We start from the raw sequence: 25,947 nt of genomic DNA, 5'->3' as shown, positions 1-25,947 counted from the left end.
ACAGAGATTTACTGTTTTTACTTCAGATTTCTCTAGGTAATTCAATATAAAATGTGGAACCTTCACCAAGTTTACTGGTGAAGCTAATTTTGCCTTGCATCAATTCGACAAATGATTTAGCAATGGCTAATCCTAATCCTGCACCTTCGTATTTGCGAGTTATACTTTGATCGACTTGGCGCAATGGTTCAAAAATCGCTTCTCGATGAACTTCTGCAATGCCAATCCCACTATCTTGAATAGCGATCGCAATCTTCTGACTACCAATTTCCCACAATTTCACCACAATTTCACCAGTGTCAGTAAATTTAATGGCATTTGATAGTAATTTCACTAAAATTTGGTGCATCAATCTACTATCATTAACTACTATGGGATGATTTAGATTTATGTCTGCGCGGAGGTTTAAGTCCTTTTCTAGTGCTTGAAAATAATGGTCAGCAACGGTGGCCATTACTAAACTCGATAAGTTGAATTCTTCGGGATATATGGCTAAATGACCTGTTCTCACTTTAGCAAAATTGAACATATCTTCAATAATGTCTCTCAGATAATTACCATTACTGATAATGCGTTCTATCATATCCATCTGTTCTTCGCTCAAAGAAGAAGAACGTTGTCTTAATAGCACTTGCGATAAACCTAAAATTACATTCAACGGAGTACGCAGTTCGTGGGAAGTCGTAGCAAAAAATTCTGATTTATGATTAGCTGCTTGAATGAGTTGATGGTTTTGTTGTTGAATTTTATGTTGCTGTTTTTCTAGTTGATGTTGTTGTTCTAAGATAATGGCTGTTTGTGTAGCGCAAGTCGCTGCTTGCTGGTCTAATTGTTGCCTAAGTTGGGTATGATGAATAGCGATCGCCATGAGGTTTGTCACTCCCAGGAATATTTCTGGCGATGTTGTATCAAAGGCGTGAGTATTATCCCAGTTACCAACTGCTAGGACACCTAACCTACCTAAATGTGGTGAATTTATAGGTATAGCATACATAGAACTCGGTGTATAGCCAGCGAATGGCGAAACCGGATAATCCAAAGAACCTGCACTTTTTTGAAATAATTTAGCGGCCCCTGTATTCAAGACATGATCTAATAAAGTTCGATAAAAATCACAATTTTCTTGGATATTATCTATTTTTGATACAAATAATTTATCAACATCTATACCTATTTTAGCGACTAATTCCAAGTTTTGTTTTTGTTGATCGTACAACAAAACAGTTGCAAAATGTACAAATTCAATGCCGTCACAAACTTCTTGGATAATCTGCTTGAGTGCTTCTGGTAAATGTATGATATATTGATTAGTAATTTTGATAATTTTTGGTAAAATTGCTGAAAATTTACCCTTGGAAGTGAGATTTTCTGATTGTCCATCTGTTGACTGCGGCCTACTGAGAATCATATCCGTTGGGCGACACTGAATTTCAATTTCTGCCTCTTGGGTAATATCTAAAAAGTTATCATTAAACTCTTCAGAAAGATAAGTTTTATTAACTGAGGTAAAGTCCTGGGTTTGAATATATTTTCGGTTATTTTTAGGCATCATGATTCTGCACTTTCTAGCTGATAAGACTTGAGAGTTATTCGCCAGCCTTGGAGAATTCCTGATGTATTTTTATTGTTACCTATATCATCAGTGTTCACTAACAGCTTGTTGAAATTTTATTTTTATAGCTGTATTTATTTTATCAACTTATTTGCAAGTGTCATCTTATTTGCTAACCGTAATTCCACTGAATATTTTGTTGTAAAAAAAATAATTTGTCCAGTATATATCTCTAAAAATTAATTCTTTATTAACAAATAAATTGAACTGATTTGAAAGTTACTTTTTCGCAGATAACTTTAAGTTTAGTGACTATAAGTTCACTTTTAATAATCAGGCTTGATACAATCAAAAATTTAAAATGCTCTGAGTTATATCTAAAAATTAATCTTGTTAAGAAAAGTTACAAAAATCCATATATTGCGTAAAGCCTAGAATCGGCGTTGATAACAAAAAATATGGCTGAATTTAGCAACTCAAAAAGCCAAAATTGGTCATTGAGTCAAAACTAAATGCTGCCTTAACTGCATCAAAGGAATTTTCTGATATCTATTGGACAGAGAAAATTTCTCCAAAAACCTTCATTATCAACACGACATTATGACTAATCAAATAATTCGTGAAGCAGCTACACCTACTCCCTTAGCAGGTCAGGAAGAAAGCGCGCTGTTTATTCCTGCACTTGGTGAACCAGTTCTGCGCGTAAACAATATTCAAGGCAACATCCTAGGAGGGTTTCATAAAGATTATCAAACATTAATCTTTCTCGAGATTGAAAATCCAAGTGCCTTTAAACAGTGGCTGAAGACACAAATCAAATTTATTGCTACAGCTTCAGAAGTAATTGCCTTCAACCGCATATTTAAGTCTGCTAGAGAACGGCGCGGACGTGAAGGTACAGTAAAAGCCACCTGGGTGAACATTGCTTTTTCCTTTGAAGGCTTGAAAAAACTGACCGCAAGTGCTGATAATTTTACAGATGAAGCATTTAAAGCAGGCTTGGCAGCACGGGCGGCTGAACTTAACGACCCTGTAGACAGCCAAGGCAAGCCGATAGGCTGGGTTGTCGGTGGGCCGGATAATGGTAAAACCGATGTAGTTTTCATCGTTGCTAGTGACGATCGCACAGATTTATTAGCAGAAGTCGCACGAATTTTAGAAAGTATCGTACTCTTTCAAGACGAGAACGGCAACCTGATAAATAGTGGTGCAAAAATCACGTTTTTGGAAGAAGGTGCGAACCTACCACAGCCACTGTCAGGACATGAACATTTTGGTAATTTAGATGGAATTTCCCAACCAGGAATTCGCGGTAGGGTTTCCGACAATTCCAAAGATTTGTTAACTCCTCGACAAGATCCCAAAAACCCCAATCAAGGTAAGCCAGGACAAGATGTTTTGTGGCCAGGAGAATTTGTTTTTGGCTACCCAGGGCAAAATCCCGATGCGAAGAAGTTAGAAGATAGTAAAGGTGCGATCGCATCAGCTGGGCCAAAATGGGCGGATGATGGCTCATACTTAGTGTTCCGACGCTTGCGCCAGGATGTGTTCAAGTTCCACAAATTTTTGAAAGATACTGCTAGTGAGTTGAACACTATCCCCACAAAAGTTAGTGCAAAGTTAATTGGTCGCTGGCCTAGTGGCGCTCCCACCGTTCGCACCCCAGAAGCAGATGCCCCGAGTTTGGGTAATGATGACAATGCTAATAACGATTTTGAATTCAATGGTGATGATGAACCAGAAAATGGATTCTTTAAAAATGATGTAGTTCCACCTTCTCAAGATGCGACGGGTTTACGCTGTCCGTTTATTGCCCATACTCGGAAAACTTATCCCCGAGACGACAAAACGCCCGGTGGTGGCGGCCCCGGCCCCGAAGAAATCGATCGCAGCGAAGTAACTACTCAAACCCACCGTTTATTGCGGCGTGGCATTCCTTATGGGCCTGTGTCGGCTTCGACCCCTGACCAACCGCTACAAGACTCAACCTTTGTCGATCGCGGTTTACACTTTTTGGCTTATCAAACCTCGATTGTAGATCAGTTTGAATTTGTCACTAAGTTCTGGTCTAACAATCCTAACTTTAGCGAAGAAGCGGCGAAGGGCCATGAGTTTGAAGGTAAACCTACTTTAGGTCACGACCCGATTATTGGTCAAAGTAACGGCGAAAATGGCGATCGCACTCGTAAATTCTTCGTTCACCTTGAGGATAAAAATTCTCAACCTGTGACTAAAGAATTAACCGCACCGGAAGACTGGGTAATTCCCACTGGTGGCGGCTACTTCTTCGCGCCATCTATTTCGGCGTTAAAGAATGTTTTGACCTAAGCTAATACGCTTTAAACTATGAAGGGCAGAGAAGAGGGAATTAGGCAATCTATTCCTGCTTCCCTGCCTTTAGAGTAGTTCCTATGATCTAAAACCCATTAACCCCACACCCGACACCCTGACACCCATTCTCCACAGATAATCTTTGTGCGTAAGTCCATCTATATTGTCCTGGCTTGCCGAGTACGAATACGTTCTGGGCTACCTGTAGGAATCGAAGCAATGAGTTTTTGCGTATAAGCTTCTTTGGGTTCGCGGTAGATACTTTCGGCTGTGCCTTGTTCAACAATTTGACCACGATTCATGACTAAAATGCGATCGCTCATAAATTTCACCACACTTAAATCGTGAGAAATAAAAATATAAGTGAGTTGAAATTCCTCTTGTAGTTCTTTCAACAAATTCAATACTTGTGCTTGTACCGATACATCTAAAGCCGAAACCGATTCATCGCAAATAATAAATTTCGGATTTAATGCCAAAGACCGGGCAATACAAATTCTTTGACGCTGACCACCCGAAAACTGATGCGGATAGCGGTTCATAGCATCGGGATTTAAACCCACCCGTTCTAAAAGTTCCGCAACTCTTTCGCGCCGTTGTTGAACTGTTTTACCCACAGAGTGAATTACCAACGGTTCCATAATGGCATCACCAACTTTCATCCGGGGGTCAAGGGCGCTAAAGGGATTTTGAAAAACAATTTGCATTTCTCGGCGCAATTTCTGTAAAGCTTCGCCCTTGAGAGTGGTGATATTTTGCCCATCAAAAATAATTTGCCCACCCATCGGTTCAATTAACCGCAGCAAAGTCCGACCTAAAGTTGTTTTACCGCAACCAGATTCACCAACTAAGCCTAATGTTTCCCCTGGTTTAACATCAAAAGAAACATCATTCACTGCAAAGTTATAGCGTTTAGTACCACCAAAAACACCCCGCACCGGAAAACCAACTTTCAAATGACGCACTTGCAATAAAGGTGGCTGTGTTTCTAACTTTGCCAGCCTCGCCAGAATTTCTTCAGGAGAAACTTCTATAGGTGCTAAAGGTTCTTTGGCTTTAATTAAATCGCCGTTGGCGGTTTCCTCAACACTCATGTAATCAGAAACTGTGAGGAGTTTTTGCGGGCGACGGTTCAGTGTGGGGCGACAAGCTACCAATCCTTTAGTATATGGATGTTGTGGGTTACTAAAAATATCGGCTGCCGTACCATACTCGACAATTTTACCTTTGTACATCACCGCTACTTGGTCAGCAATTTCTGATATTAGCCCCAAGTCGTGGGTGATAAAAATCAACCCCATCTCCCGAGATTGTTGCAATTCTCTTAACAAATCAATAATTGTGGCTTGCACAGTCACATCTAAGGCGGTGGTTGGTTCATCGGCAATTAATAGCAATGGGTTACAAGAAATGGCCATTGCAATCATTACCCGTTGTAACTGTCCACCCGAAAGTTCATGGGGGTAACGTTCTAAAATAGCTGCTTTATGTTGTTTGACTAACTGTGCCAGTCTATAACTATCTGGTTTCGGCGAATGGGTAGTAGTATGCGGCCATGTTTCCAGATACTGTTGTTGAATTTGCTCGTCACTGGGTAACAGTTTAACTTCTTGTAGCCCGGCGATCGCAATTTGCCTCGCCTCAGCCGATGACACATTCTGATGGCGCATAATCGCTTCCGTTAGCTGAAACCCAATCGTATAAACTGGATTGAGCGAAGTCATCGGTTCTTGGAAAATCATAGCGATGTCGCAACCCCGATGCAGTTGCAATTGTTCTGGTGGTAATTCCAGCAAATTTATCGGCTGGGCTTGGGGTTGTTGCCGAAACAAAATTTCTCCGCCAGTGACTCTACCAGGAGTCTGTATCAAACCCATAACTGCCAGGGAAGTTACAGATTTGCCACTGCCTGATTCTCCTACTATGCCTAGGGTTTCACCTCTGTGTAACTCAAAAGAAATCCCATCTACAGCTTTGAGGCTGTTGTCATCACTGGAAAATTCTACTTGGAGATTGTGAACCTCTAGTACAGTGTCTCTCATAGGAGTTGGGTATGAATATTCACATAAAATTATTTAGGATTTTAGCAGTAGTTTCCTTGCATCTACTGTAAATCCCTCTGATAAATTTACATACTGAGCAGAGGCGAGAGTTTTAATTTGTTGGTGGCTCGTAGTAAGCTTGATGGTTGGCCACTTTTTCGGCAACAATCATCCTATACAACTCAATTGAACGGTAAACCATATCTACACTAGGTTTTCCATGAGCAAACATGGCACAGTAAAAGTTGTGAATTTCTTGATGAGTGATTTCGCCATCTCTGACAGACTGCTCAATCATCGTTTTTAATTTTTCCAGTAAGATAGCTTCTTCTGGTGTCGGTTCTTGAGATAATGGTCGCTCAATTTTCATAACATATTCCCACAATTTGATAATTTTTGCTTTCTAAAATGCCAATGTCAGTATCAGCTGACCTAGAAAAGTTCTCTTGAGATTTTGGCTATTTCTTTTGGCTGATGAAATCAATTTGGTAAGATGTTATGCAAAAAATTTGAGGAATTTGTGAAGATGTCTATGGTTTTTTAGGTTCTTCGTTGCTGTTGCTGATAGTTTATGAATGATTTAGCAATTTATTGAAGATTGCCATATACCCTTTAATTTCAGTTAGGATAGACAGCGATCGCCCTAACTGAATTATTACTGGAAAAATATAAATAAAATATAAACAAGCAAAGCAAAATAATAATAATTTTCTATCTGATAAATTTACCAAATTTGCGGACTTTCGTTAGAAATCGCGCGGAGTTTGGATGTAAATGACTCAGTGCGATCGCATCTTTCGGGAGTAAATCGCCCAATTGGGGGATGATTAACTGTAGATGTCAACAATTTTGTAGATTTGTCAGGGTTTGTTGATGGCAGACTACTAGGTAACATCGGTTGGGAGTTTCCCCGCGATTTTACACTTGAGCCTGTTCCACTCAATGTAGAGGATGCCAAAATATTTCTCACTCGCTGGCTATCTTCTGGGTTAGATGCTACTTCTGTTTGTCTGTTGATTACTTGCACAGCAGTATTTTGCTGTTGTTCATATTGATTCTCAACAGCAGGTAAGGCAGCTGTCGTTGCTGCCAAATTGGCAACATTCGCTACATTTTCTGCGGTACTATGCTCATCAGCCGGGGGCAAGGCTGGTGTTGTCAATGCCGTTAAAATTTCTGGGAATTTGCTACAAATCAAGCGTTCAAATTCCATGTTGAAATGATAAATTGCCTGACCTCGCCGTTGCCAAAATGCCAAAATTTGCTGCACAGAAATGGCTTTGTAGCGACCTTGATAAAGTGCTTCAATTACTGCCAGATGCAGCCAATCTAAAGGATATTGATTTTGCCAACGATTGACTAACTCAATGGCAGTGTAGCCACTGAGGTCAAAACTGTAATGAACAAGTAAAGCAGCTGCCAATTCGGCAGAGGTTTCTGGTGCTTTGGTGAACATGGGACTATTGGCATGAGGCAATGGGTATAAATTTTCGACCCATCGCCTATAGACTAGCGTGTTTTTAGCTATAGGGTTAGTAACCAAGATTTCCAAGTTGATCAGCAGTGTTTCTCATTTTACTTGGTCAAATGTTGGCTGTCGAAACTATATAGGGTGAATTAATATTTTGTGTACGCTTAATTGCTACTAAAGCTTGATAAACCATTGCCGCTACCTCTGCCCTGGTGGCTTCCCGCGTCGGGGCGAGAAGATTAGGCTGGGGGTAGTTGACAACGATACTTTGCTGTGTAGCAGTGGCTACTGCCTTTTGGGCATATTCAGGTATGATGTTACTATCCGTATACGGCAGTAAACCATTGTTTTGAACAGCAGGTAAACCTAGTCCGTTAACGAGAGAAACAATCACCTGTAATCTTTGCACATTTTGATCGGGGCGGAAGGTGCGATCGCTAAATCCACTCACAAAGCCACCACTCGCGGCAATTTGCAAAGCTTTGTAAGCCCAGAAATTTTCTGGGACATCGCTAAATGCTAGTGCTGGGCGTTTGGGAGTTGGGTTAAACGCGACTGCTACTAAAGCTGCATATTGGGCGCGCGTCATTGGTTTATCTGGCTGATAGCTCCCATCAGCAAAACCGTGGGTTAAACCCATACTAGCCAAACCGCGAATAAAGGGTTCGGCCCAGTGTCTGGTAATGTCGGTGAAGGTAGAAATTTCGACTTCAGGAGTGACAATATAAGGCGAAATGAGTGCTTTTTCTTTGCTATTGGCGACTAACGCCTGATAAAGCAAAGCGGCGATTTCTCCGCGAGTAATTTCCCGCAGTGGTTCTAACAAATCAGATTGAGGATAGCTGACTACCAACAGTTTTTGGGTAGCCACAGCCACAGCATTAGTCGCATAGCTGGGAATTTGGGCGCGATCGCGGTATACACTTAACACATTCGGATTACCCCCTGTCAAATTCAAACCATTGACAATTGATACGATAGCTTGCACCCGCGTTAGGTTCTGCCCTGGGCGAAATGTGCCATCAGGAAACCCACTAATAAAGCCTTGTTCCGCCGCGCTGAAGATAGCTGGGGCTGCCCAAAAGTCTGGTTTAACATCCTTAAATCTACTGGTTGTTGTGCTAGATGGCAACCCAAAAGTTTTAGTAATTACAGATGCATATTGAGCGCGAGTAATAGGTGCATTCGGGCCAAAAGTCCCATCAGGAAAACCGCTAATTGCCCCTCTACTAACTAAGGCTTCCACAAAAACTGCTGCCCAATGCCCAGCCAAATCAGGAAAACTACTACTGCCGGTAACAGGTTTGGGCGAGTCTTGGGTTGAGGCAATCAAGTTTACCTGTCCTTTGACCAAACTAGGATTTAACTGATTACCAGCAGAAATCAAAAGCTGTGAGGTAGCATTTTGTAAATCAAACTCGCCATTACCTTGAAAGATATTACCGCCTGCATCTTGGCTATTGCCTAAATCTGGTAGGGCGTTAGCATTAACTAACAAACCACCTTGCGGATTTTTAGTCAGAGAATTTTGTCGTAATACCGGACGCGCATCACGCGAAAGGGCGATCGCCGTCCGATTCTCTGATAATTTATTATTGGCAATCAAAGGAGCCGCCGCATCCGTCAGGGCTATCCCCAAAGGATTTTTACTAAACGTATTCCGTAAAACTTCGCCCTTACTATTGCGCGCCATAAATAAACCACTGGCTGCATTCTGCACAAACACATTATCGACAATGGCAGGTTTAGCATTACCAGTAGTAAAAATTCCTTCCCGACCACAGTTAGTAAAAGTATTGTTAGCTAGATAGGGAGTTGATGACTCTATCCACACACCACTGCCCTTGGCAATGGGGTTAGTCACAGTTACACCCATGAGACTGGCATCGCCTAGCAACAACAGCGTAATACTCTGCACGCTAAAACTAGGACTTTGATACTCACCACTCCCAGAAATGACAACGCCTGTACCTTTATTTGATTCATTCCCAATTACTATTACCCCCGCAGTCAGTACCAAGGGGAATTGTTCACCGTTAGCCGCATTGTAAGTTCCTGGTGCTAACTGAATAATTATAGGTGTTGTGGTTCTTAAGGCACGGGTGAGACTTTTAAACGGACTCAACCGCGAACCGTCATTAGTATCTTTCCCTGTTCCAGGGTTGACATAGAGTGTGGCCACGGGGGTAGAGTTTACCATTGGTATCAAGATGCAACTATTCAAATGGTCACGGCATGAATCATAACTTACTTGTAGCCGTACTTTTAAGCATCATACCCATCTGTGGCAAATCTACTCATTAGTCTGAAAAATTTAGGGTTGGCAGCAACAGACAGTAAATCACAAAGTTATCGGTTGAGTCAGGGTGTAGGGGAAGAAAAGTTAATTAGCGTGAGTCAATTCAATTTCTCATCATTAAAAAGCCATGATTGACCTAATTAGCCTTTGTATAGGAGGAGACAGATGCAGCCGACTCGCTCTAACTCTCAGTCTTTCATGCAGCGTTTTCTTCGTTGTTCAACAAGTCTAACCATTGAACAATATTTTGACGTTGAGCTTCTTTGACCTGAATACTCGCACAGCGTAGCGCCTGGCGTGGAAAGATAGCTCGTAAATCAGCCAGCATTTCCGACGATATACAAGCCTCTAAGCATTCGACGATGTAATCTATTGATTCGATGGTGAGCCATTCGGGAGTTGCTGTCAACTCGCAGATGTGATACTTCATAAACAGTGCGATCGCTCTTTGTCAATCAAAGGCTTATATATAGATTAAGCGATCTCTTGAACTGACGTTTTCTACACACTTACTTTTCTATAGCGACAGCCTCCACTCCATCCCTAATCAAATGTCCATCTTCCATGTAAATAATTCGGTCAGCAATATCTAAAATGCGGTTATCGTGGGTGACTAGCAAAATTGTACAGCCTTGCTCTTTGGCAAGTTTTTGCATTAACTCCACGACATCGCGCCCAGATTGTTTATCGAGAGCGGCTGTTGGTTCATCTGCCAAGACTATTTTAGGCTGATTTACTAAGGCACGCGCGATCGCTACTCGTTGTTTTTGTCCACCCGATAAACTATCAGGATAGTAATTCAGGCGATGTTCTAACCCAACTGCGGCTAACATTGCTTGAGAACGTGTCAGCATTTCTTGGGGTGCAATTCCACGATGCACTTCTAAACCCATACGCACATTCTGAATTGCTGTTAAACTACCGTGTAAGTTATGAGCTTGGAAAATATATCCGTTGCTGCGTCTGGCTTGGGTTAATTCTTCACTACTAGCATGACAAAGTTCTCGACCTAATACTTGTAAACTACCAGATTGGGCAGAACGCAAGCCACCTACCAAGGTTAATAAGGTAGTTTTACCTGAACCAGAAGGGCCAGTCATAATGATAATTTCGCCAGCGTTAATGGTGAGGTTAATATTAAATAATACTTGTTTACGCAGTTGCCCTTGACCAAAGTAATGGTCAAGATTTTGAATGGATATAACGGGTTTAGAAGAGTAATTAGTTTCCATATCGAGTTTTTTATTTTCGCGCATAGACGCGGTAGCGGCTTCTCGAAGAGTAGGCGCAAAGGCGCAAAGATTTATATTTCTAAAACATATCGGCGGGGTCGGCAGATTGGAGTTTGCGAGTAGCGATCGCTCCAGAGATACTACACATCATTATTGTTAAAATCAATACGAATAATGCCCGACTTATTGTCATATATATGGGTAAGTTTGTCGCTGTGGCAGCTAATTGATAAAGTCCTAATGGGAAGATAAAGCCAGGAATAAACCCCAAGACGGCTAATATAATTGCTTCTTCAAAAATGACTCCGAGTAAGTAGGCATTGCGATAGCCCATTGCTTTGAATGTGGCATATTCTTTAATATGGGCATTCACATCAGTTGATAAGACTTGATAAACAATAATCACACCTACAATCACACCCATTGATACACCTAAACTGAAGATAAAACCAATGGGGCTTTCGGTTTTCCAATAATCTTCTTCAAATTTGATGTATTCGGCGCGGGTTAATACTTTGACATCTTCACTTTCGAGATGTAATTTTAATGCTGCTGCAACTTGTTGGGCATCATAACCTGGTTGAATATTAATTAAACCGAGATTAATACTGCCTACTTGTCGTTTCGGAAATAAGCGTAGAAAGTTTTCATCACTAGAAACTAATGTACCATCAGCGCCAAATGATGCACCTAATGTAAATCCACCACTCAAATTAATCGTGTGTTTATCTACTTCTGTGGTTACAACTTTACCTGCATCAAGTTGCTGAACAACTTTTTGATATTCACCTCTGGATGCCCGATCAAAAATGAAGCTATCTGGTAGTTTAATTTTGTCTAATTGGCTTTGAACTCCGGGAATGTTTAAGGCTGATTGTTCCGGGTTAAAACCAATGGCTTGCATGGAAGTTTTGCTGCGGGTTTGGGGATTTTTCCAAGTCAATAAACCGATATACATGGCTGTAGCTGATTTCACACCTGGTACATCTGCGGCTTGCAACAGTCGCCGCCGAGAGAATGTCGCTAAATTCTGCATATTCCGGCTTTGGGGACTGAGCAAGATAATGTCTGCAACCAGGGCGCGATTCAGGCGGGTGTTGCTGTCATACAGTGCATTCTGAAAACCTAGCTGCATAAAAATCAGCACATCAGCAAAGGCAATACCAGCTAAAGCAACTAACAAGCGGCTTTTATGATGACTCAGTTGTAGCCATCCCAAAGGTGTGCGGCGTTGCAGTTCTGGGATAATTCCTGTCATAGTTCAATCACCGCTTTGACTTGTAAATTGGTAAATTTGGCGGCTTTGCTGCTGGAAGCGTCATCTAGTTGCACATGAACTTCCACCACTCTAGAGTCAATATTTTCGCTGGGATCTGTGTTGATCACATTTTGGCGTTGGACTTTCCAGCCAATCCAATCTACTGTTCCAGACAATTCGCCAGGGAGAGAGTTGCTGGATATTCGCACTTTTTGTTGTGGACGAATTTTGTTGACATCGCTTTGATAAACTTCTACGACTGCATACATCTGGTTAGTTTGTCCAATTTCCACAATGCCATCGCTAGATACTAGTTCACCAGAACGTGTATGAATATCAAAGACTACACCATCTTGGGGCGATCGCACATAAGCTTGATCTAAGTTGGCCTTGGCTTGGCTGGCGGCGGCAACTGCCCGCTCAATTTCTGCCTTCGCGGCTTGCACATCCACGGGGCGGACTTCGGCAATACTATTTAAACTGGCTGCGGCTGACTGGACTTGTTTGCTACCTGTTGCTGTAATTCGTCCTAAAGCTGCCTTGGCTTCACTAATTTGTTTGCTGCCAGTACTATCTATGCGGTTCAGATTGGCTTTGGCTTCGCTCAACTGCTGGGTAATTGTATCTACACTCAAGCGTTTACTGTCAAAGGTGGAAAGGGAAATTGCACCTTCGGAATACAGTTGCTGATAACGACCAAATTCGGCTTCAGCATTTTTTAATTCGGCGGCTAATCTTTTAATTGTTGCCTGTTGAGCAGTCGTGTCACCTTGCCATTGTGCTTCTAACCGCGCAATAGTTTGCCTTTGTTCGGTTTCTTGACCTAAACTTTGGGCTTGTAAACGGGCAACTTCGGCTGTTTGGGCAGTAATTTCGCCTTGTTTCGCACCCGCTTGCACTTTCGCTAAATTTATCCTCGCTACTTTTACAGCTTCTTGAGCTTCTTGCCAAGCTGCCTGGAGGCGATCGCGGTTATCTAAAATGGCAATTAATTGCCCAGCTTTGACTGTATCACCTTCTTTTACCAGCAGTTTCTCAACTCGACTAGTTTGACTAGCCGCAGGAGCCGACAGTTTAATGATCTCTCCCTTGGGTTCTAGTCTCCCTAACGCTGTCACCGTCTTAATTTGCGGTAAACTCACCTCAGTTGTGGCTGTGTTCTGAGTGGGTGTTGATTGCACTTGCCAAAATTTATAACCTGCGATCGCAATACCTAAAGCAGCTGCCAAAATGATCAGTTGGCGAGAGTTAGGCTTAAAGTATGCGGAATCTTTTGCTGCGGCATTACTCACCGTAAGCTCCCTTTTGTTTTAAATTCTTACTAAACTAGAATGTTTAGTTTTGATATTACTAAACTAAACTGTTCATTACAGCAATGTCAAGAGTCACTCGAAAATTTTTAGGCGAAATGACCAATGAGCAATGAAAAAATTGATGCTATTCTCGCTGGAGGAATGCAAGAGTTTCTCAAAAACGGCTATGCAGCAACAACAATGGATAAAGTTGCAGCCGCAGCAGGAGTATCAAAAACAACTATCTACAGCTACTTTCAAGATAAAGAAACCTTATTTGCCGCCATTGTAGAGCAACTAGCACGTAAAAAAATTCTGCCACTATTTGACTATCAAGACCCGCAATTTCATCAATGCCAGCCACAAGTTCTGCTCAGGCTATTGGCTAACAATATCTTAGATAAAGCGACTAGTGAGCAAGAAGCTCTCAGCTTTATTAGATTAATTATTGGGGAATCTGGGCGATTTCCTGCCTTAGCGCAAATTTTCCTCAAACATATCGAAAAACCCGGGTTCGATTCGCTGAGTGAATACTTTACCGCCCATCCAGAACTGCAATTACCTGATTCTTTAGTAGCTGCACGTATATTTATTGGTGCATTAGTACATTTTATGATTCTTCAGTATATGCTACATGGTCAAGAAATTGTGCCAATGGAAAGCGATCGCCTCATTGATAACTTAGTTAAATTAATCACCATTAACCTAACTCCTCAAACTGAACTTGCAGATAAATATACTGGTACAAGACAGAAAACACCAAGACGCAAACGTACATCCTCCGGCAAATTTCAAACAGATTACAAATCAGAACCCAAACAGTTAAGGTCAATTAGACTCACAGATACAGCCTGGGAAAAACTCGCAGAACTAGCGGCGGAAAATAACCTTACCCGCAGCGAAATGATAGAAATCTTCGCCCGTCAAGGCTTCTTGGAGGCAGGAGGGAATTAATTTTTGTATATACATGGTTAGTTGCAATTAATGTATATACATGGAAGTGGCAATCAAAAACCCATCTCCCCTGCCCCTGGTTGGTGAGCTTGTCCTGAGCGTAGCCGTTCGCGCAGCGTCTCCGATAGGAGAAGGGCGCAGTCGAACCAACACCTCCGGCATTTTGGTAAATTTGCTAGAGTTAACACACTAGGATTTTTCAGTTAAATCCCTGAAATTCTGCCAGCAGACGAGGCTACCCATGCTTACAAGTACCCTACTTCTCTCGAACCAACTACCAACTTTAAAATACTCCTCCACAACAGAACGATTCGATGAAACATGGGAAGCCCCCCTGGCAACCCTTTTGGGACTAGGACGCGCCGCAGGTGCTGACTTCATCGAATTTTTTCTAGAGCGTCGTAACTACATTAGCTGTTTAGCAGAAGACGATGCCATCACCAGCATTTCGCCTAATTTGGCCACAGGTGCAGGCGTGAGAGTATTTCGTGGCAAAGCTGACTGTTATGTTAGTACCAACGACCTTTCCTTTTCTGGCTTGAAAGCAGCTTTAGAAAAAGGTCTTTCAATTTTGGGGCTACAGCTACCCGCACCTTATTCCTTCATTCCAGAAATCAACCTGGAATTATTGCGAGACTACGCTACAAAACGAGGTAAAGATAGCTGGTTGGGACTCTGTAGCTCTATCCGTGAAATGGGCGAAGTCCTTTTGGATGGTACTGCGGCTTTGACACAAAAAGCCAGTCATGTGCAGTCACGCCGCGCCACTTATTTCCGCGACTGGCAAGAAGTGTTAATTGCATCTAGCGATGGAACCTTTGCCCGTGACATCCGCCTGACTCAATCAGTAGGATTTAACTTGTTGTGTGCTGATGGTGCAAATAGGACTTCCATTGGCGAACGTGCCGGAAATACCAGTGATGCTAACTTCCTGAGAACTTGGGATTATAATCAGGCTGCCGAACAAATATCTGAGTCTGCTGGCAAGATGCTGTATGCAGATTATGTTGAATCTGGTACTTACCCCATCATCATGGCCAATCACTTTGGCGGCGTAATTTTCCACGAAGCCTGCGGACACCTACTAGAAACCACCCAAATTGAGCGCAACACCACACCCTTTGCTGATAAAAAAGGCGAAAAAATCGCCCACGAAAGTTTAACAGCTTGGGATGAAGGACGTTCTGACAATGCCTTCGGGACAATCGATATGGATGATGAAGGTATGCCAGCCCAAAGAACACTACTCATAGAAAAAGGCGTTCTCAAAAACTTCTTAGCAGATAGAGCAGGTTCTTGGCGCACCGGACACCCCAGAACAGGTAGCGGCCGCCGCCAAAACTATACCTTTGCTGCTGCCAGCCGGATGCGTAACACATATATTGCCACTGGTGAATACACCAACGAAGATTTATTTGCCTCGGTTGATAAAGGTATTTACTGTAAAAAAATGGGCGGTGGTAGTGTTGGTGCGACAGGCCAATTTAACTTTAGTGTTGATGAAGCTTACTTAATTGAAAATGGCAAAATTACCAAGCCATTAAAAGGCGCAATTCTTATTGGTGAAGCCAAGGAAATCATGAATAAAATTTCCATGTGTTCCCAAGATTTAGAATTAGCACCTGGTTTTTGTGGTTCCGTTAGTGGCAGCATTTACACCACAGTTGGACAACCACATATTAAAGTTGATTCCATTACAGTTGGTGGACGTTAATTAGAGACTTCCACATAAAAAATATCCTAAATTCTTGTGGGATGGAGAGAAGTTGCGTGCGCGGGTTCCCCGCGTTGAGCAAAGTTCGGGAGTTCCCCCCGTCCTTGCAAACTTCGGAGTGTCATCACCAGTCCCACTTCAAAAGATATCAAAAATCAAAAATTGACTATGGCCAACATCACTGAAATTGCAAATTACGCCAAGGAAAATGCTGATAAACTTGGCATCAAAAAATTTGACATTTATGGTTCAACTATAGACGAAACTAGCGTCCAAGTAGATCAAGGTGAACCCAAACAAGTTAAAGCCTCAAATCGCTCTGGTATAACTGTGCGTGTCTGGAATGAACAAAACACAATTGGCATTACCAGCACTACAGATGTAGACCCCAAAGGATTAGAATTAGCCCTAAAAACAGCCTACGATGCTAGTTTTTTTGGTGTCAAAGAAAATGTACCTGATTTTAGTCCAGAGGCGACAGTTCCTATTGCGAATACGCCTCATGATAAAGCACCTCAAGCTCCAGTTTCCGAACTAATAGACAAATTATTAGTAGCAGAAAAAGAATTATTATCTGCTCATCCAGCAATTAATGGAGTACCTTATAACGGCTTGGCGCAAAGAGATATAGATAGATTTTATCTCAACAGCGAAGGTGCAGTCCGAACTGAATCTCATTCCATTGCATCAGTTTATCTTTACAGCAAAACAGAACAAGAGGGTAAAAAGCCTCGTAGCGGAATGGGGTTTAGAATTAGCCGTAGTGTTGATGATCTGGATATTAATGGCTGCATCAAAGAAGCTGCTGACAAAACTATCAGCCATTTAAACTACGAAAAAATTCAATCTGGTAAATATTTAGTTGTCTTTTCTCCAGATGCTTTTTTAAGTTTACTGGGTGCTTTTTCTAACTTGTTTAATGCACAAAACATTTTAGATAAGCAAAGTTTGTCTACGCCTGATGATTTGGGTAAACAAATAGCTTCTCCTTTACTTTCTGTTTATGATGATGCTTTGCATCCAGCTAATATTGGTGCAGAGACTTTTGATGGTGAAGGAACACCAACTCGTCAAGTAAAATTGATTGAGAATGGTATTTTAACAGGCTTTTTACACAGTGCTGGTACTGCAAAAAGACTGAATGCTCAACCTACAGGTAATGCCAGTATTGGTGCTAAAGTTAGTGTCAGCCCAAATTTTTATCATATATTTGCTGCTGCACATCCTGAGCAGGAATTCAGCTTAGAAACTGCGGAAAATGTGATTTTAATTGATGACTTACAAGCTTTACACGCTGGTGTAAAAGCGTTGCAAGGTTCGTTTTCTTTACCTTTTGATGGTTGGCTAATTAACAAAGGCGAGAAGACAAGTGTTGAGTCAGCAACAGTAGCTGGTGATTTTTTACAAGTTTTGAAGTCAATTGTTTATGTAGAACAAAAAGTTGAATTAACACCAGGTGGGATTTCTCCTAGAGTTTGGGTGGATGGTCTTTCAATTACTGGTGAGTAATTCGATTTGTCAAAATTAACTAGCTTGAGATAACCGACGTTGCAAAAAAGTCGGTTATTTTGTTTTTGCAGGACTTATATCATGTACACCTAGTCTCCACAGACAACCTTTGTGCGTATGTCCTATTTTGATTAAACTTTCCAACTTATAAATAAAGCATAAAAATATGCGATCGCTTCACTCATGATAACTCTTACTCCTTCACTAGAACTCCACCATTTATGAGAATTATAATTAGGAGGATTAGTCGCAATCACTCCTACAGGAATTTTAGGAGCTAAGGTATTTTTAAATATTAGCCAGCTTCTACGCGCATGAGCATCGCTGGTAAATAAGTTAATTGATCTGACTGGTAAATCTTTATCTTCAATATACTGCTGTACAGCGATCGCTGCGGCAATTGTCCTATTTCTTGTAACTTCGGGTACAGGAATAGCAATTAATTTTTCTTTCGGGATACCCATTTTTTGTAATGTAGCGGCGGAAATTTCGGCAAAATTTTTATATTCGGCTAGATAAAATCCTTGGTCTACGTTTGTTCCTACCGTTAATATTTGGCTATAAGCACCATGCTTAAATTCCTCGGCTGCTTTTTTGAGCGAATAATCAGATATCCATCCTTCTACAACTAAGACATCTGCTGATTTGAGGGGTGCATTAACAGCAAGAAATGGATATAATTTACTAATAATAAAAAATATAGAGATAGTCAATACTGTAATCAGTATTAACCATCCCTGTATTGTCAACATCCATATTTCTTGGTACTTAATTAGCCTGAATTTGAGCAATTTTCTGTCCTGATGTTTTCTTCTTTGCATTACATTTTGGCTGAACGTTGAGCTTTTAAATATGCAAATACAGATTTATCACCAATATCTGCGGGAATTGCTTGGAATGTTTTCCGCAAAGCAAATACTAAAAATAAAGTTGCCCAAATTCCTAAAAGAATCTGTTCTACTTGAATAGGTAATATTCCGACAAGATGTCCAAGTAACAGCGAGGGAACTATGAAAGTTAAAGCTTTAGTTTCTAGACGATTAAAGCAAAAGGCTTCTTTAAAATAAATACCTGTCAACGCCGCAAAAGTAAAACCAACTCCCAAGATAGTTAGTGGGTTGGTGTACACAGTCACAGCAAAAGGGTGGCTGTCAACGTGAGCAAAGATAAATGCACAAATACTCCCAATTAACCAAAAAACTTGCAAAAGTCGGTGCAACGGAGCCATGTATATATGGATAGTTAGCAAGCTGACACCCAAAGCTAAACTAAAGCAAGTATATAGAGGCGTAAGTGCTTGGATGGCAGTAGGGTTATTGTTAAACAATGCTAAACCACTACCCACAGCAAAGCTGAGTGCCGCTACCATTAAGCCAGTGCGATAAATAATCACGCCAGTGCGATCGCTCTGGTCAATGGTAAATTCGCCAAACTGCCCTTGATACACTGGTGATGGAGCTACGGTTTGTGTAGTCATAGATAAATAATCATAAGTCAGCTGTATTTCCAGTATCTAGTCTAATAATTAATGACTTCTAAAGCATCATGGCAGTTTATCTGCAACTGTGTATGTGCATCACCTCCATTGATGGCAATTTCTACCCAGCCATGACTCCCAATTAAAGCTATGGCTTCGCCAACTTCGCCATTACTGTACGTTTCACACCCTGGTATTGTCAACCCAGCAAGTTGCACCTGCCAAATTTTACCTTTTACATAATTTCCTGGGATGTTGCTGATTAAGTTACCAAAGCCATCTATATATTGAATACAACCCAACACACCACGGCTAGTTTTTTGACATTCGCCGATATCTAGCTTGACTAAAGTAGCTGGGTTGATTTCTTGTCCTAGCTGTTTTAAGGGAACACCACTAGCAAGGTTAGCTCCCACAGGTGCAAAAATATCTCTACCGTGAAAGGTGCGGCTAGGTTGAGCAGTTAGCCAATAATTAGAGTTGGTTAGTTCTACGGCTGCAATGGCGGGGTTTTGGCTTAATACTCCGCTGAAGATGCCATTATCTGGCCCGACTAAAAACCCTTTTTTCAATTCTACGGCGATCGCTCGTCGTTGACTACCAACACCAGGATCTACCACTGCTATATGCACACTCCCATCGGGAAAGTAGGGATAAGCATTCATCAAACAAAACCTAGCAGCAGCAATATCTTGTGGTGGAATTTGGTGCGTTAAGTCGATCACCTGAAGCATCGGGTTGATTTGAGTAATTATACCCTTCATTACCCCGACATAAACATCACGATCGCCAAAATCGCTGAGTAATGTTATGAGCGATCGCTGATTCAATTGACTTTTTTGCATAAACATATTAACATCACATATACTCAGTCATAAATTCTGTAGCAACAGCTACAAAACTTGTGCTATGTTAGGAGTAACAGACATAAAAAAGAATAATGAGGTTAATCACTATGAATCAAAATAGATTACAGGCTATGAGACAAGCTAAAGAAGCACACAGACAAAATCTTAGAAAGAATTTAGAGCATCGCTTAGAAGTAGCAAAAGCTCAAGGTAACGAAAAGTTAATTCATCAATTAGAAGCAGAGATGAGATACCTAGGCTAAAACTGCTAAGGCAAGAGTTGATTGTTGATAGTTTTGTTGTGTGGAAAACCCGCTTCGGCGGGTTTTTTGTTGAGTTCGTCAGTATCAGGAATGATACCAATTCGCAATGACGCGACGCTCGTTCCTCGCTAACGCTTCGCTATCGCAGGCTCGCTACCGCTGCGCTAACGCCATTCGCGGCGGATGCGACGCTCGTTCCGACGCTCAAAGATTCGCTAACGCTGCGCTAACGCAGGCTCGCTACCGCAATTCGCTGTGGACGCGAACCCGTAAGGGTCAAAATTGGATAGTTGCTGGGCATTCATACCAAGCATCAGGGCAATCGCACTACATTACCTTCACCCTGTATTCGGCTTTGCCAATCTTTGCCTAAAATAATCATCAATTTCTACTTTCATGTCCTCCATCAACCGATATTGCCTAAATGCACCATAGGCAGGGAAAATTAGAATGAGGAAAATGCCAGCAAAATTACTCCAAAAAAATAGTGGAGAGCTAATCAAAAAAGTAGCTAAAAAAATGAATTGTTTTAGCCTAAATTCTTTAACATAATCACTTAAGGTTATTTCAGTTTTATCTGGCTGAATTGATATTGAAATTCTCAGGCTCGCTGATAGTCCAGTTAGCATCAGCCATAAACCTGACTTCATGATCACTAAAGTATAGCGATCTACCTTCTTATTCTCATATTTATGTCGGTGAGCAAAAATAACTATCCTTTCAATTAAGCCATCTATATCCGCCACTTCGCTGTAGGATACCAGTGTTTTGTTGAAGAAAACTAATAGCTTCATTTGTATCAAATGCTAAGTATGCGTTTAAAAGTCTAATTTCTTACTTTACCTTGGCGATTAGAAATCGCACGCCATTGAGGGAGTCGGGAAACCCGCCCAGCGCAGTGGCTTGGCTACACAGACAAAACCCAGCTTCGTGGGTTCAAAACCTTTGATTTTTCATGAGTCCGCGCAGGTGGTCTTTGTTTGTGTAGTAGCGATTTCTAATCGCCCAAAACTTTTAAAACATCCTCTAAAACAATCATAAACCTCTCTTAGAAATCATCCCAACCTTCAATACTAGAACCCGGATTTCTCACAAAGAGATAAAAAAAGGAGGTAAAAAACTGCGAAAATGTATATAGGATAAGCAAACCCAACCATAAGCCTTATACGTCAGTGAATAATGACATTTAATTGATTTGTACCAACTATATTGGTAATATAAGCTTTAGTATTTAATTCAACTTTCAGTTGGATGTAGCAGTCCTAATACCAATTCTTTATAAACTTGCACTTAATTAGTGACGCTATTACTTGGCGTTCTTGGCGTTCTTTGCGGTTCGTTTATCAATATTCAGTGCATCTTTAGGCAGGAATGGTATTAATCAGATCCAAACAAATTCTTTACCTTCTACAAATAGTTGGTAAATCAAATAGGATTGCAATACTAACTCAACATTAATTAGTCATCTATTTAGCTAAATATTACAGTGGCATTTACAGAAAGACATAGAAATATTATTCATCAATTGACTCAAAAAGGTAACTCTTTTAAAGAGGATATCCATAGCAATATTTTAACATCAAGTTTGCAGAGTAATCTACCATTATCCAGCAGCACATTAGCAACAAATAATATTAATACTCAAGCTGCTGCTGTGACGACTGCACAAGCAGACTTAATCATTCAAAATGTTGAATCACCTAATTCAACAGATGTTGGTAATACAATACAACTCAAATATCAAGTTAAAAACCAAGGCTCGGCAAATGCCTTTTCCAGCTATACAACGTTTTATTTATCTAAAGACCAAACTATTAGCGATGATGATGCTTATTTAGGTTCAGATTACGTTGATGGTATTGCCACTGGGGCCTACAGTTCAGAATCAGTCAACCTAAAAATTGATAATGGTATTGCGGCAGGCAGTTATTATTTATTGTGTCAAGCTGATGGCAGTGAAGAATTAACAGAAAGCAATGAGACTAATAATCTATTTGCCAAAGCTTTGAATATTACTCTGGTGAAAACAGATTTAATAATTCAAAATACCGTATCTCCCAGTGCAATAACAGTTGGCGATAGCTTTAAAATTAGTTATCAAGTCAAAAATCAAGGTGTAGGCAATGCTTTTCCTAGCTCCACTATGTTTTATCTATCTAAAGATAAAACTGTCAGCAATGATGATTTATATTTAGGTTCAAACGATGTTGCTAACTTAGCAGCAGGCGCTTCTATTTCCCAGTCAACCTCTCTGAAAATTGTCAACAATATTGTGGCAGGTAGTTATTATCTGCTATACAAAGCTGATGGCTACAACAATATTATTGAAACCAACGAAAGTAATAATATTGTTGCTCAAGCTATCACTGTTAAAAATAGTTTTCGCACCAGCAATGGCTATGGTTTAATTAATGCAGCCGCAGCCGTAGCTCAAGCTTTAGGTCAGACGACTTTTGCCGATGTTCCGGCTTTGGGTGGTAACAATTGGGGCGCAGACCTCATCAAAGCCCCAGAAGTTTGGGCAAAAGGATATACAGGTCAAGGAATTACCGTTGCTGTTGTAGATAGTGGAGTTGACCGCAATCATTCAGATTTGAGTCAAAATATTTGGAAAAACACAAAAGAGATTGCAGGTAACGGCAAAGACGATGATGGGAATGGCTATATTGATGATGTTTATGGTTGGAACTTTGTTAATAACAACAACAATACTTTAGACAACAATGGTCATGGAACCCATGTTGCCGGCACGATCGCAGGAGTAAAAAATAGTTTTGGTGTCACTGGTATTGCTTATAATGCCAAGATTATGCCAGTAAAAGTTCTCACTGATAATGCTTCTGGCTCTGATATTGCGATCGCCAAAGGTATTCGTTACGCTGCTGATAATGGCGCGAATGTAATTAACCTGAGCCTAGGTAAAGAACAATCTAGTAGTGACGTACAATCAGCTATTCAATATGCTAGCTCTAAAGGTGCGATCGTTGTGATGGCTACGGGAAATGCGAGTCAATCAATACCATACTATCCTGCTAGGTACGCAAAAACCTGGGGACTAGCTGTTGGTGCAGTTGATAAATCTGGCAATATGGCTAGCTGGTCTAACCTCGCTGGAAACGAATTAATTAGCTATGTGACAGCCCCAGGTGTGGGTATTTATTCAACTCTTCCTGGTAATCAATACGGTTCTAAGAACGGAACATCTATGGCTACTCCTCATGTAGCTGGAGTAGTAGCCTTGATGTTGAGTGCAAATAAAAGTCTCACAGAAGCCCAAATTCGCAAGATTGTCACAGCTACCTCAGCCAACAATTTCATTGCGTAATTTAGTCAAGAATAAGGGTGTGGGGTGTTGGGGGTAGTGTGAAAACTTCGTGGGAAGGAGCTTGTATCCCAATACGCTTGAGTTGAGGAACGAAACCCAACATCCGAGCATACTTTGTTGGGTTACGCTATCGCTACACCCAACCTACTTTTCTTGTACTGCCCCCTTGCACCCCTGCCCCAAGAGCACTATATAAGTCCTAACATTCGAGGCTTCACACTTTTGCACTCACTACTTTTCGACGTTGCAGCCAACTACCTAATAAGCCTGCAGCCACAATGCCGCCGATAGCTGTTGGTTCAGGTACACTTTGAGCATCGTCATCTTCTAGTTTGTAGACACTGACATCATCTAAGTTTAACCAGTCATACCCGGTGTGGCTGGCAAACTTTAACTCTGTAGCTTTAGAGTTAGCAATAAAATCAACAGTATATTTTTTGAAATTGTTGACGGGGTTAATACTATCCAATGTGAGGTTTGTTAGTTCTAACCGCTTTTGTCCACCAACAAATACTTGGAACAAATTATCAAGGCGGGGTGCTTCTTCTACAGAAGCAACATAAAAGCTGAGTCGATACTTCTCATCCTTTTTTGTCGCCAAAGTTTGAGACAGATAAGCCAATGTTCCTGGAGGAGTGTAACCAAGCTCTACACTGCGTGAACCATTAGTCGCAGGGTTGGGATAATTAGACAGTCGAATAGCATAACCACCACCTTCAAACTGGCTGTCATTCTTCCATCCAGTGATAAAAGGGTTAGGTAAGGTAGGGTCATAATTAGGATCTACCAGTGGGTCTGCCTCAAAATCTCCATTTTTGACTAGATTTAGTTGGGCTGCTTGAGCTTGGGAAATATATGCACCACTCATAGCAATGGCACTAGCCATACCAACAACGAATCCTAATTTTTGCGCTGATTTCATCAGATTTAGCTCCAAGTATTTCAAAATTCAAGGCTATACAAGTAATAAGGGCTGATTTTTCTGGAAAGCCTAAATTTCCCATGTCTAGAGTGAAGGCACACCAAATCCGCGAGTAGTAAACCTATTTCTGGCTGTCGTACTTGATAAGAAGTTGGCAAAACTATTGGCAGCACTTAGGTTAGTCGTTCTGTTGAGTACAGCCGCCGGATAGACAATTGCACTATGACAGTTTTGTGCAGCTGTTGTAATTAAAGCCGTACTGTTAGAAATTCTTTGGTCGGTTGTGTAAACTATCCCGGCATCAATTACATTGCCGTTGAGCGTTTTATTTTGTACTGCTGACAAGACATTACGCACATTGCTAGCAAATACCAATTTGTTAGTAGTTGTACTATTGAGCAGTGTATTGTAAGTACCACCGCCACAGCCTGTGAGAGTACTTTGTAGCACTTCTCTAGCATAGGCTCCGGCAGGAACAGTAGCTGGATCACCTATCACAATGCCTCTTCTACCAGTTCTGCCTGAACCGTTGGTTAATTGATCAAAAGCAGCAATAGCTGGACTTGGTGCGGGAGCTGTAGGTGTAGTTGGTCGAATCAAAACGAGACGGTTGGTGGCGACTGTTTTAGGCCAACCCGAAGCTAATTTCCCAGCACTTTGCAAGCTGTTCATTTGGGTTGTTGCAGCCGAGATAAAAATGTCTGGGATACCAGCTGACTCATTTGCTGGTAGATTGATTTGATTGAGCAAAGCACCAGAAGAATCAAAAGTATTGACGAAGGTGATTGGTGCAGTGGGGTTAGCTGCATTGTAATCACTTTCAATTTCTGGGATTACCTCTGTTAAACTTACTGCTGCATATACTCGTAGCGTGGTTATAGCTTGTGCTGTTTGGTGTGTAGAATTGATTAGCAGTGGCAAGCTAATAACTACAACTAAGCTGGTAACTGCCACAGCTATCCAACTCAGAAACCGTCTTTTTTGGGCTAGAAAGAACATACTGAAAGTGCTTGTTGGGTAAGGTGGATTTTAGGTGCTATTACCAACCCTGATGATATGTACCAACCTATTTGGTAATATGTGCGTAAGCATACCAAAATCAGGTATTTTTTACCAACCATTTTGGTAATCAAACGTTGACAATTCGTTTTCAAATAAGTAGTGCGGCGTAAATAATTTGTAGCTGGGAAAAGGCAGGAGGCAGGAAACTACTATTTCAAGTTGATGAAAAGTGTTTGATTTAAGCTTTTTGACTTTTGACTTCCACGTAGCTTCTACCCAAAGGTTTCAGAGTATAAACAAGCAGCTATGCAAACTTTTTAAGCTATCTATTTTACTGTTGCCTGTTGACTTTTTCCTATTCCCTACCCCGGAGTGTTAGTAACTATTGCAACATAAATCTATTATTGGTACAGTATAGAATGTGATACCAATTATATTGGTAGTTCTAGGTGTGGG

Annotated in this window: 22 protein-coding genes; 7 read left to right on the top strand and 15 right to left on the bottom strand. The window is 41.2% G+C overall.

Going from position 1 to position 25,947, the window contains the following annotated elements; genetic code table 11:
• Positions 1-22: 22 nt before the first annotated feature.
• Positions 23-1,552, bottom strand: coding sequence for an ATP-binding protein (locus H6G69_RS12505; protein WP_190686775.1), 1,530 nt, complete (start codon positions 1,550-1,552; stop codon positions 23-25).
• Positions 1,553-2,152: 600 nt separating this feature from the next.
• Here H6G69_RS12505 and H6G69_RS12500 point away from each other — a divergent pair.
• On the top strand, positions 2,153-3,880 hold the full coding sequence (locus H6G69_RS12500) for a Dyp-type peroxidase (RefSeq protein WP_190686772.1): 1,728 nt from the start codon (positions 2,153-2,155) through the stop codon (positions 3,878-3,880).
• Positions 3,881-4,041: 161 nt separating this feature from the next.
• Here the strand turns inward: H6G69_RS12500 and H6G69_RS12495 are convergent, their stop codons facing one another.
• The 8 genes from H6G69_RS12495 to H6G69_RS12460 form a co-directional block, all read right to left on the bottom strand.
• A complete protein-coding gene (locus H6G69_RS12495) occupies positions 4,042-5,925 on the bottom strand; it encodes an ABC transporter ATP-binding protein (RefSeq protein ID WP_190686769.1) in 1,884 nt (627 codons plus the stop codon).
• A 112-nt stretch (positions 5,926-6,037) separates the two neighbouring features.
• The gene (locus H6G69_RS12490) at positions 6,038-6,295 is read right to left on the bottom strand and encodes a hypothetical protein (protein WP_190686766.1); all 258 of its coding nucleotides are present in this window, start codon (positions 6,293-6,295) and stop codon (positions 6,038-6,040) included.
• A gap of 354 nt (positions 6,296-6,649) precedes the next feature.
• The gene (locus tag H6G69_RS12485; RefSeq protein WP_190686764.1) at positions 6,650-7,381 is read right to left on the bottom strand and encodes a hypothetical protein; all 732 of its coding nucleotides are present in this window, start codon (positions 7,379-7,381) and stop codon (positions 6,650-6,652) included.
• A gap of 127 nt (positions 7,382-7,508) precedes the next feature.
• The gene (locus H6G69_RS12480) at positions 7,509-9,596 is read right to left on the bottom strand and encodes an S-layer homology domain-containing protein (protein WP_190686761.1); all 2,088 of its coding nucleotides are present in this window, start codon (positions 9,594-9,596) and stop codon (positions 7,509-7,511) included.
• 295 nt (positions 9,597-9,891) lie between these two features.
• The gene (locus tag H6G69_RS12475; RefSeq protein ID WP_190686758.1) at positions 9,892-10,125 is read right to left on the bottom strand and encodes a hypothetical protein; all 234 of its coding nucleotides are present in this window, start codon (positions 10,123-10,125) and stop codon (positions 9,892-9,894) included.
• Between the two features lie 79 nt (positions 10,126-10,204).
• A complete protein-coding gene (locus H6G69_RS12470) occupies positions 10,205-10,927 on the bottom strand; it encodes a DevA family ABC transporter ATP-binding protein (protein ID WP_190686757.1) in 723 nt (240 codons plus the stop codon).
• A gap of 79 nt (positions 10,928-11,006) precedes the next feature.
• Positions 11,007-12,185 carry an ABC transporter permease DevC gene (devC, locus tag H6G69_RS12465; protein WP_190686754.1) on the bottom strand — a complete coding sequence of 393 codons (1,179 nt, stop codon included), beginning with the start codon at positions 12,183-12,185 and terminating at the stop codon, positions 11,007-11,009.
• Entirely contained in the window at positions 12,182-13,477 is a 1,296-nt protein-coding gene (locus tag H6G69_RS12460; RefSeq protein WP_190686752.1) for an HlyD family efflux transporter periplasmic adaptor subunit, read from the bottom strand. The genes devC and H6G69_RS12460 overlap by 4 nt, the downstream gene beginning before the upstream one ends.
• Positions 13,478-13,600: 123 nt before the next feature.
• Between H6G69_RS12460 and H6G69_RS12455 the strand changes: the two genes are divergently transcribed.
• The 3 genes from H6G69_RS12455 to H6G69_RS12445 all read left to right on the top strand — a co-directional run bounded on the left by H6G69_RS12455 (position 13,601) and on the right by H6G69_RS12445 (position 17,654).
• Positions 13,601-14,431 (top strand): TetR/AcrR family transcriptional regulator, encoded by an 831-nt coding sequence (locus H6G69_RS12455; protein ID WP_190686749.1) that lies wholly within the window; start codon positions 13,601-13,603, stop codon positions 14,429-14,431.
• A gap of 241 nt (positions 14,432-14,672) precedes the next feature.
• Complete coding sequence (locus tag H6G69_RS12450) at positions 14,673-16,145, top strand: TldD/PmbA family protein (protein ID WP_190686744.1); 1,473 nt, start codon at positions 14,673-14,675, stop codon at positions 16,143-16,145.
• Positions 16,146-16,313: 168 nt separating this feature from the next.
• Entirely contained in the window at positions 16,314-17,654 is a 1,341-nt protein-coding gene (locus tag H6G69_RS12445; protein ID WP_190686741.1) for a TldD/PmbA family protein, read from the top strand.
• A 131-nt stretch (positions 17,655-17,785) separates the two neighbouring features.
• Here the strand turns inward: H6G69_RS12445 and H6G69_RS12440 are convergent, their stop codons facing one another.
• The 3 genes from H6G69_RS12440 to H6G69_RS12430 form a co-directional block, all read right to left on the bottom strand.
• Entirely contained in the window at positions 17,786-18,406 is a 621-nt protein-coding gene (locus tag H6G69_RS12440) for a YdcF family protein (protein ID WP_242072048.1), read from the bottom strand.
• A 68-nt stretch (positions 18,407-18,474) separates the two neighbouring features.
• The gene (locus H6G69_RS12435; protein ID WP_190686736.1) at positions 18,475-19,131 is read right to left on the bottom strand and encodes a DUF2301 domain-containing membrane protein; all 657 of its coding nucleotides are present in this window, start codon (positions 19,129-19,131) and stop codon (positions 18,475-18,477) included.
• A 41-nt stretch (positions 19,132-19,172) separates the two neighbouring features.
• Entirely contained in the window at positions 19,173-19,976 is an 804-nt protein-coding gene (locus H6G69_RS12430; RefSeq protein ID WP_190686733.1) for an S-adenosyl-l-methionine hydroxide adenosyltransferase family protein, read from the bottom strand.
• A gap of 110 nt (positions 19,977-20,086) precedes the next feature.
• On the opposite strand from H6G69_RS12430, the gene H6G69_RS12425 reads away from it, so the two are divergent.
• Both H6G69_RS12425 and H6G69_RS12420 read left to right on the top strand, forming a co-directional pair.
• Entirely contained in the window at positions 20,087-20,242 is a 156-nt protein-coding gene (locus H6G69_RS12425; protein WP_190686731.1) for a hypothetical protein, read from the top strand.
• Between the two features lie 106 nt (positions 20,243-20,348).
• A complete protein-coding gene (locus tag H6G69_RS12420; RefSeq protein WP_190686728.1) occupies positions 20,349-20,615 on the top strand; it encodes a hypothetical protein in 267 nt (88 codons plus the stop codon).
• Here the strand turns inward: H6G69_RS12420 and H6G69_RS12415 are convergent.
• Positions 20,581-21,036, bottom strand: a complete 456-nt coding sequence (locus H6G69_RS12415) for a hypothetical protein (RefSeq protein WP_190686725.1) — start codon at positions 21,034-21,036, stop codon at positions 20,581-20,583. The genes H6G69_RS12420 and H6G69_RS12415 overlap by 35 nt on opposite strands.
• Before the next feature lie 692 nt (positions 21,037-21,728).
• On the opposite strand from H6G69_RS12415, the gene H6G69_RS12410 reads away from it, so the two are divergent.
• Positions 21,729-23,567, top strand: a complete 1,839-nt coding sequence (locus H6G69_RS12410) for a S8 family serine peptidase (RefSeq protein ID WP_313950744.1) — start codon at positions 21,729-21,731, stop codon at positions 23,565-23,567.
• 214 nt (positions 23,568-23,781) lie between these two features.
• Here H6G69_RS12410 and H6G69_RS12405 read toward each other — a convergent pair whose 3' ends face one another.
• Both H6G69_RS12405 and modA read right to left on the bottom strand, forming a co-directional pair.
• Positions 23,782-24,489: a DUF642 domain-containing protein gene (locus H6G69_RS12405; RefSeq protein WP_190686722.1), complete on the bottom strand. Its 708-nt coding sequence runs from the start codon at positions 24,487-24,489 to the stop codon at positions 23,782-23,784.
• A gap of 84 nt (positions 24,490-24,573) precedes the next feature.
• Positions 24,574-25,488 carry a molybdate ABC transporter substrate-binding protein gene (gene modA, locus H6G69_RS12400; protein ID WP_190686718.1) on the bottom strand — a complete coding sequence of 305 codons (915 nt, stop codon included), beginning with the start codon at positions 25,486-25,488 and terminating at the stop codon, positions 24,574-24,576.
• Positions 25,489-25,947: the final 459 nt, after the last annotated feature.

Source organism: Nostoc sp. FACHB-110, assembly GCF_014697425.1.
Classification (GTDB): domain Bacteria; phylum Cyanobacteriota; class Cyanobacteriia; order Cyanobacteriales; family Nostocaceae; genus Nostoc_B.
This window is presented reverse-complemented; position numbering and strand designations above follow the sequence as displayed.

Coding starts and splice junctions, on each gene's coding strand:
- H6G69_RS12505 (WP_190686775.1), bottom strand. CDS start 1,552: ATGATGCCTAAAAATAACCGAAAATATATTCAAACCCAGGACTTTACC.
- H6G69_RS12500 (WP_190686772.1), top strand. CDS start 2,153: ATGACTAATCAAATAATTCGTGAAGCAGCTACACCTACTCCCTTAGCA.
- H6G69_RS12495 (WP_190686769.1), bottom strand. CDS start 5,925: ATGAGAGACACTGTACTAGAGGTTCACAATCTCCAAGTAGAATTTTCC.
- H6G69_RS12490 (WP_190686766.1), bottom strand. CDS start 6,295: ATGAAAATTGAGCGACCATTATCTCAAGAACCGACACCAGAAGAAGCT.
- H6G69_RS12485 (WP_190686764.1), bottom strand. CDS start 7,381: ATGTTCACCAAAGCACCAGAAACCTCTGCCGAATTGGCAGCTGCTTTA.
- H6G69_RS12480 (WP_190686761.1), bottom strand. CDS start 9,596: ATGGTAAACTCTACCCCCGTGGCCACACTCTATGTCAACCCTGGAACA.
- H6G69_RS12475 (WP_190686758.1), bottom strand. CDS start 10,125: ATGAAGTATCACATCTGCGAGTTGACAGCAACTCCCGAATGGCTCACC.
- H6G69_RS12470 (WP_190686757.1), bottom strand. CDS start 10,927: ATGGAAACTAATTACTCTTCTAAACCCGTTATATCCATTCAAAATCTT.
- devC (WP_190686754.1), bottom strand. CDS start 12,185: ATGACAGGAATTATCCCAGAACTGCAACGCCGCACACCTTTGGGATGG.
- H6G69_RS12455 (WP_190686749.1), top strand. CDS start 13,601: ATGAGCAATGAAAAAATTGATGCTATTCTCGCTGGAGGAATGCAAGAG.
- H6G69_RS12450 (WP_190686744.1), top strand. CDS start 14,673: ATGCTTACAAGTACCCTACTTCTCTCGAACCAACTACCAACTTTAAAA.
- H6G69_RS12445 (WP_190686741.1), top strand. CDS start 16,314: ATGGCCAACATCACTGAAATTGCAAATTACGCCAAGGAAAATGCTGAT.
- H6G69_RS12440 (WP_242072048.1), bottom strand. CDS start 18,406: ATGTTGACAATACAGGGATGGTTAATACTGATTACAGTATTGACTATC.
- H6G69_RS12435 (WP_190686736.1), bottom strand. CDS start 19,131: ATGACTACACAAACCGTAGCTCCATCACCAGTGTATCAAGGGCAGTTT.
- H6G69_RS12430 (WP_190686733.1), bottom strand. CDS start 19,976: ATGCAAAAAAGTCAATTGAATCAGCGATCGCTCATAACATTACTCAGC.
- H6G69_RS12425 (WP_190686731.1), top strand. CDS start 20,087: ATGAATCAAAATAGATTACAGGCTATGAGACAAGCTAAAGAAGCACAC.
- H6G69_RS12420 (WP_190686728.1), top strand. CDS start 20,349: ATGACGCGACGCTCGTTCCTCGCTAACGCTTCGCTATCGCAGGCTCGC.
- H6G69_RS12415 (WP_190686725.1), bottom strand. CDS start 21,036: ATGAAGCTATTAGTTTTCTTCAACAAAACACTGGTATCCTACAGCGAA.
- H6G69_RS12405 (WP_190686722.1), bottom strand. CDS start 24,489: ATGAAATCAGCGCAAAAATTAGGATTCGTTGTTGGTATGGCTAGTGCC.
- modA (WP_190686718.1), bottom strand. CDS start 25,488: ATGTTCTTTCTAGCCCAAAAAAGACGGTTTCTGAGTTGGATAGCTGTG.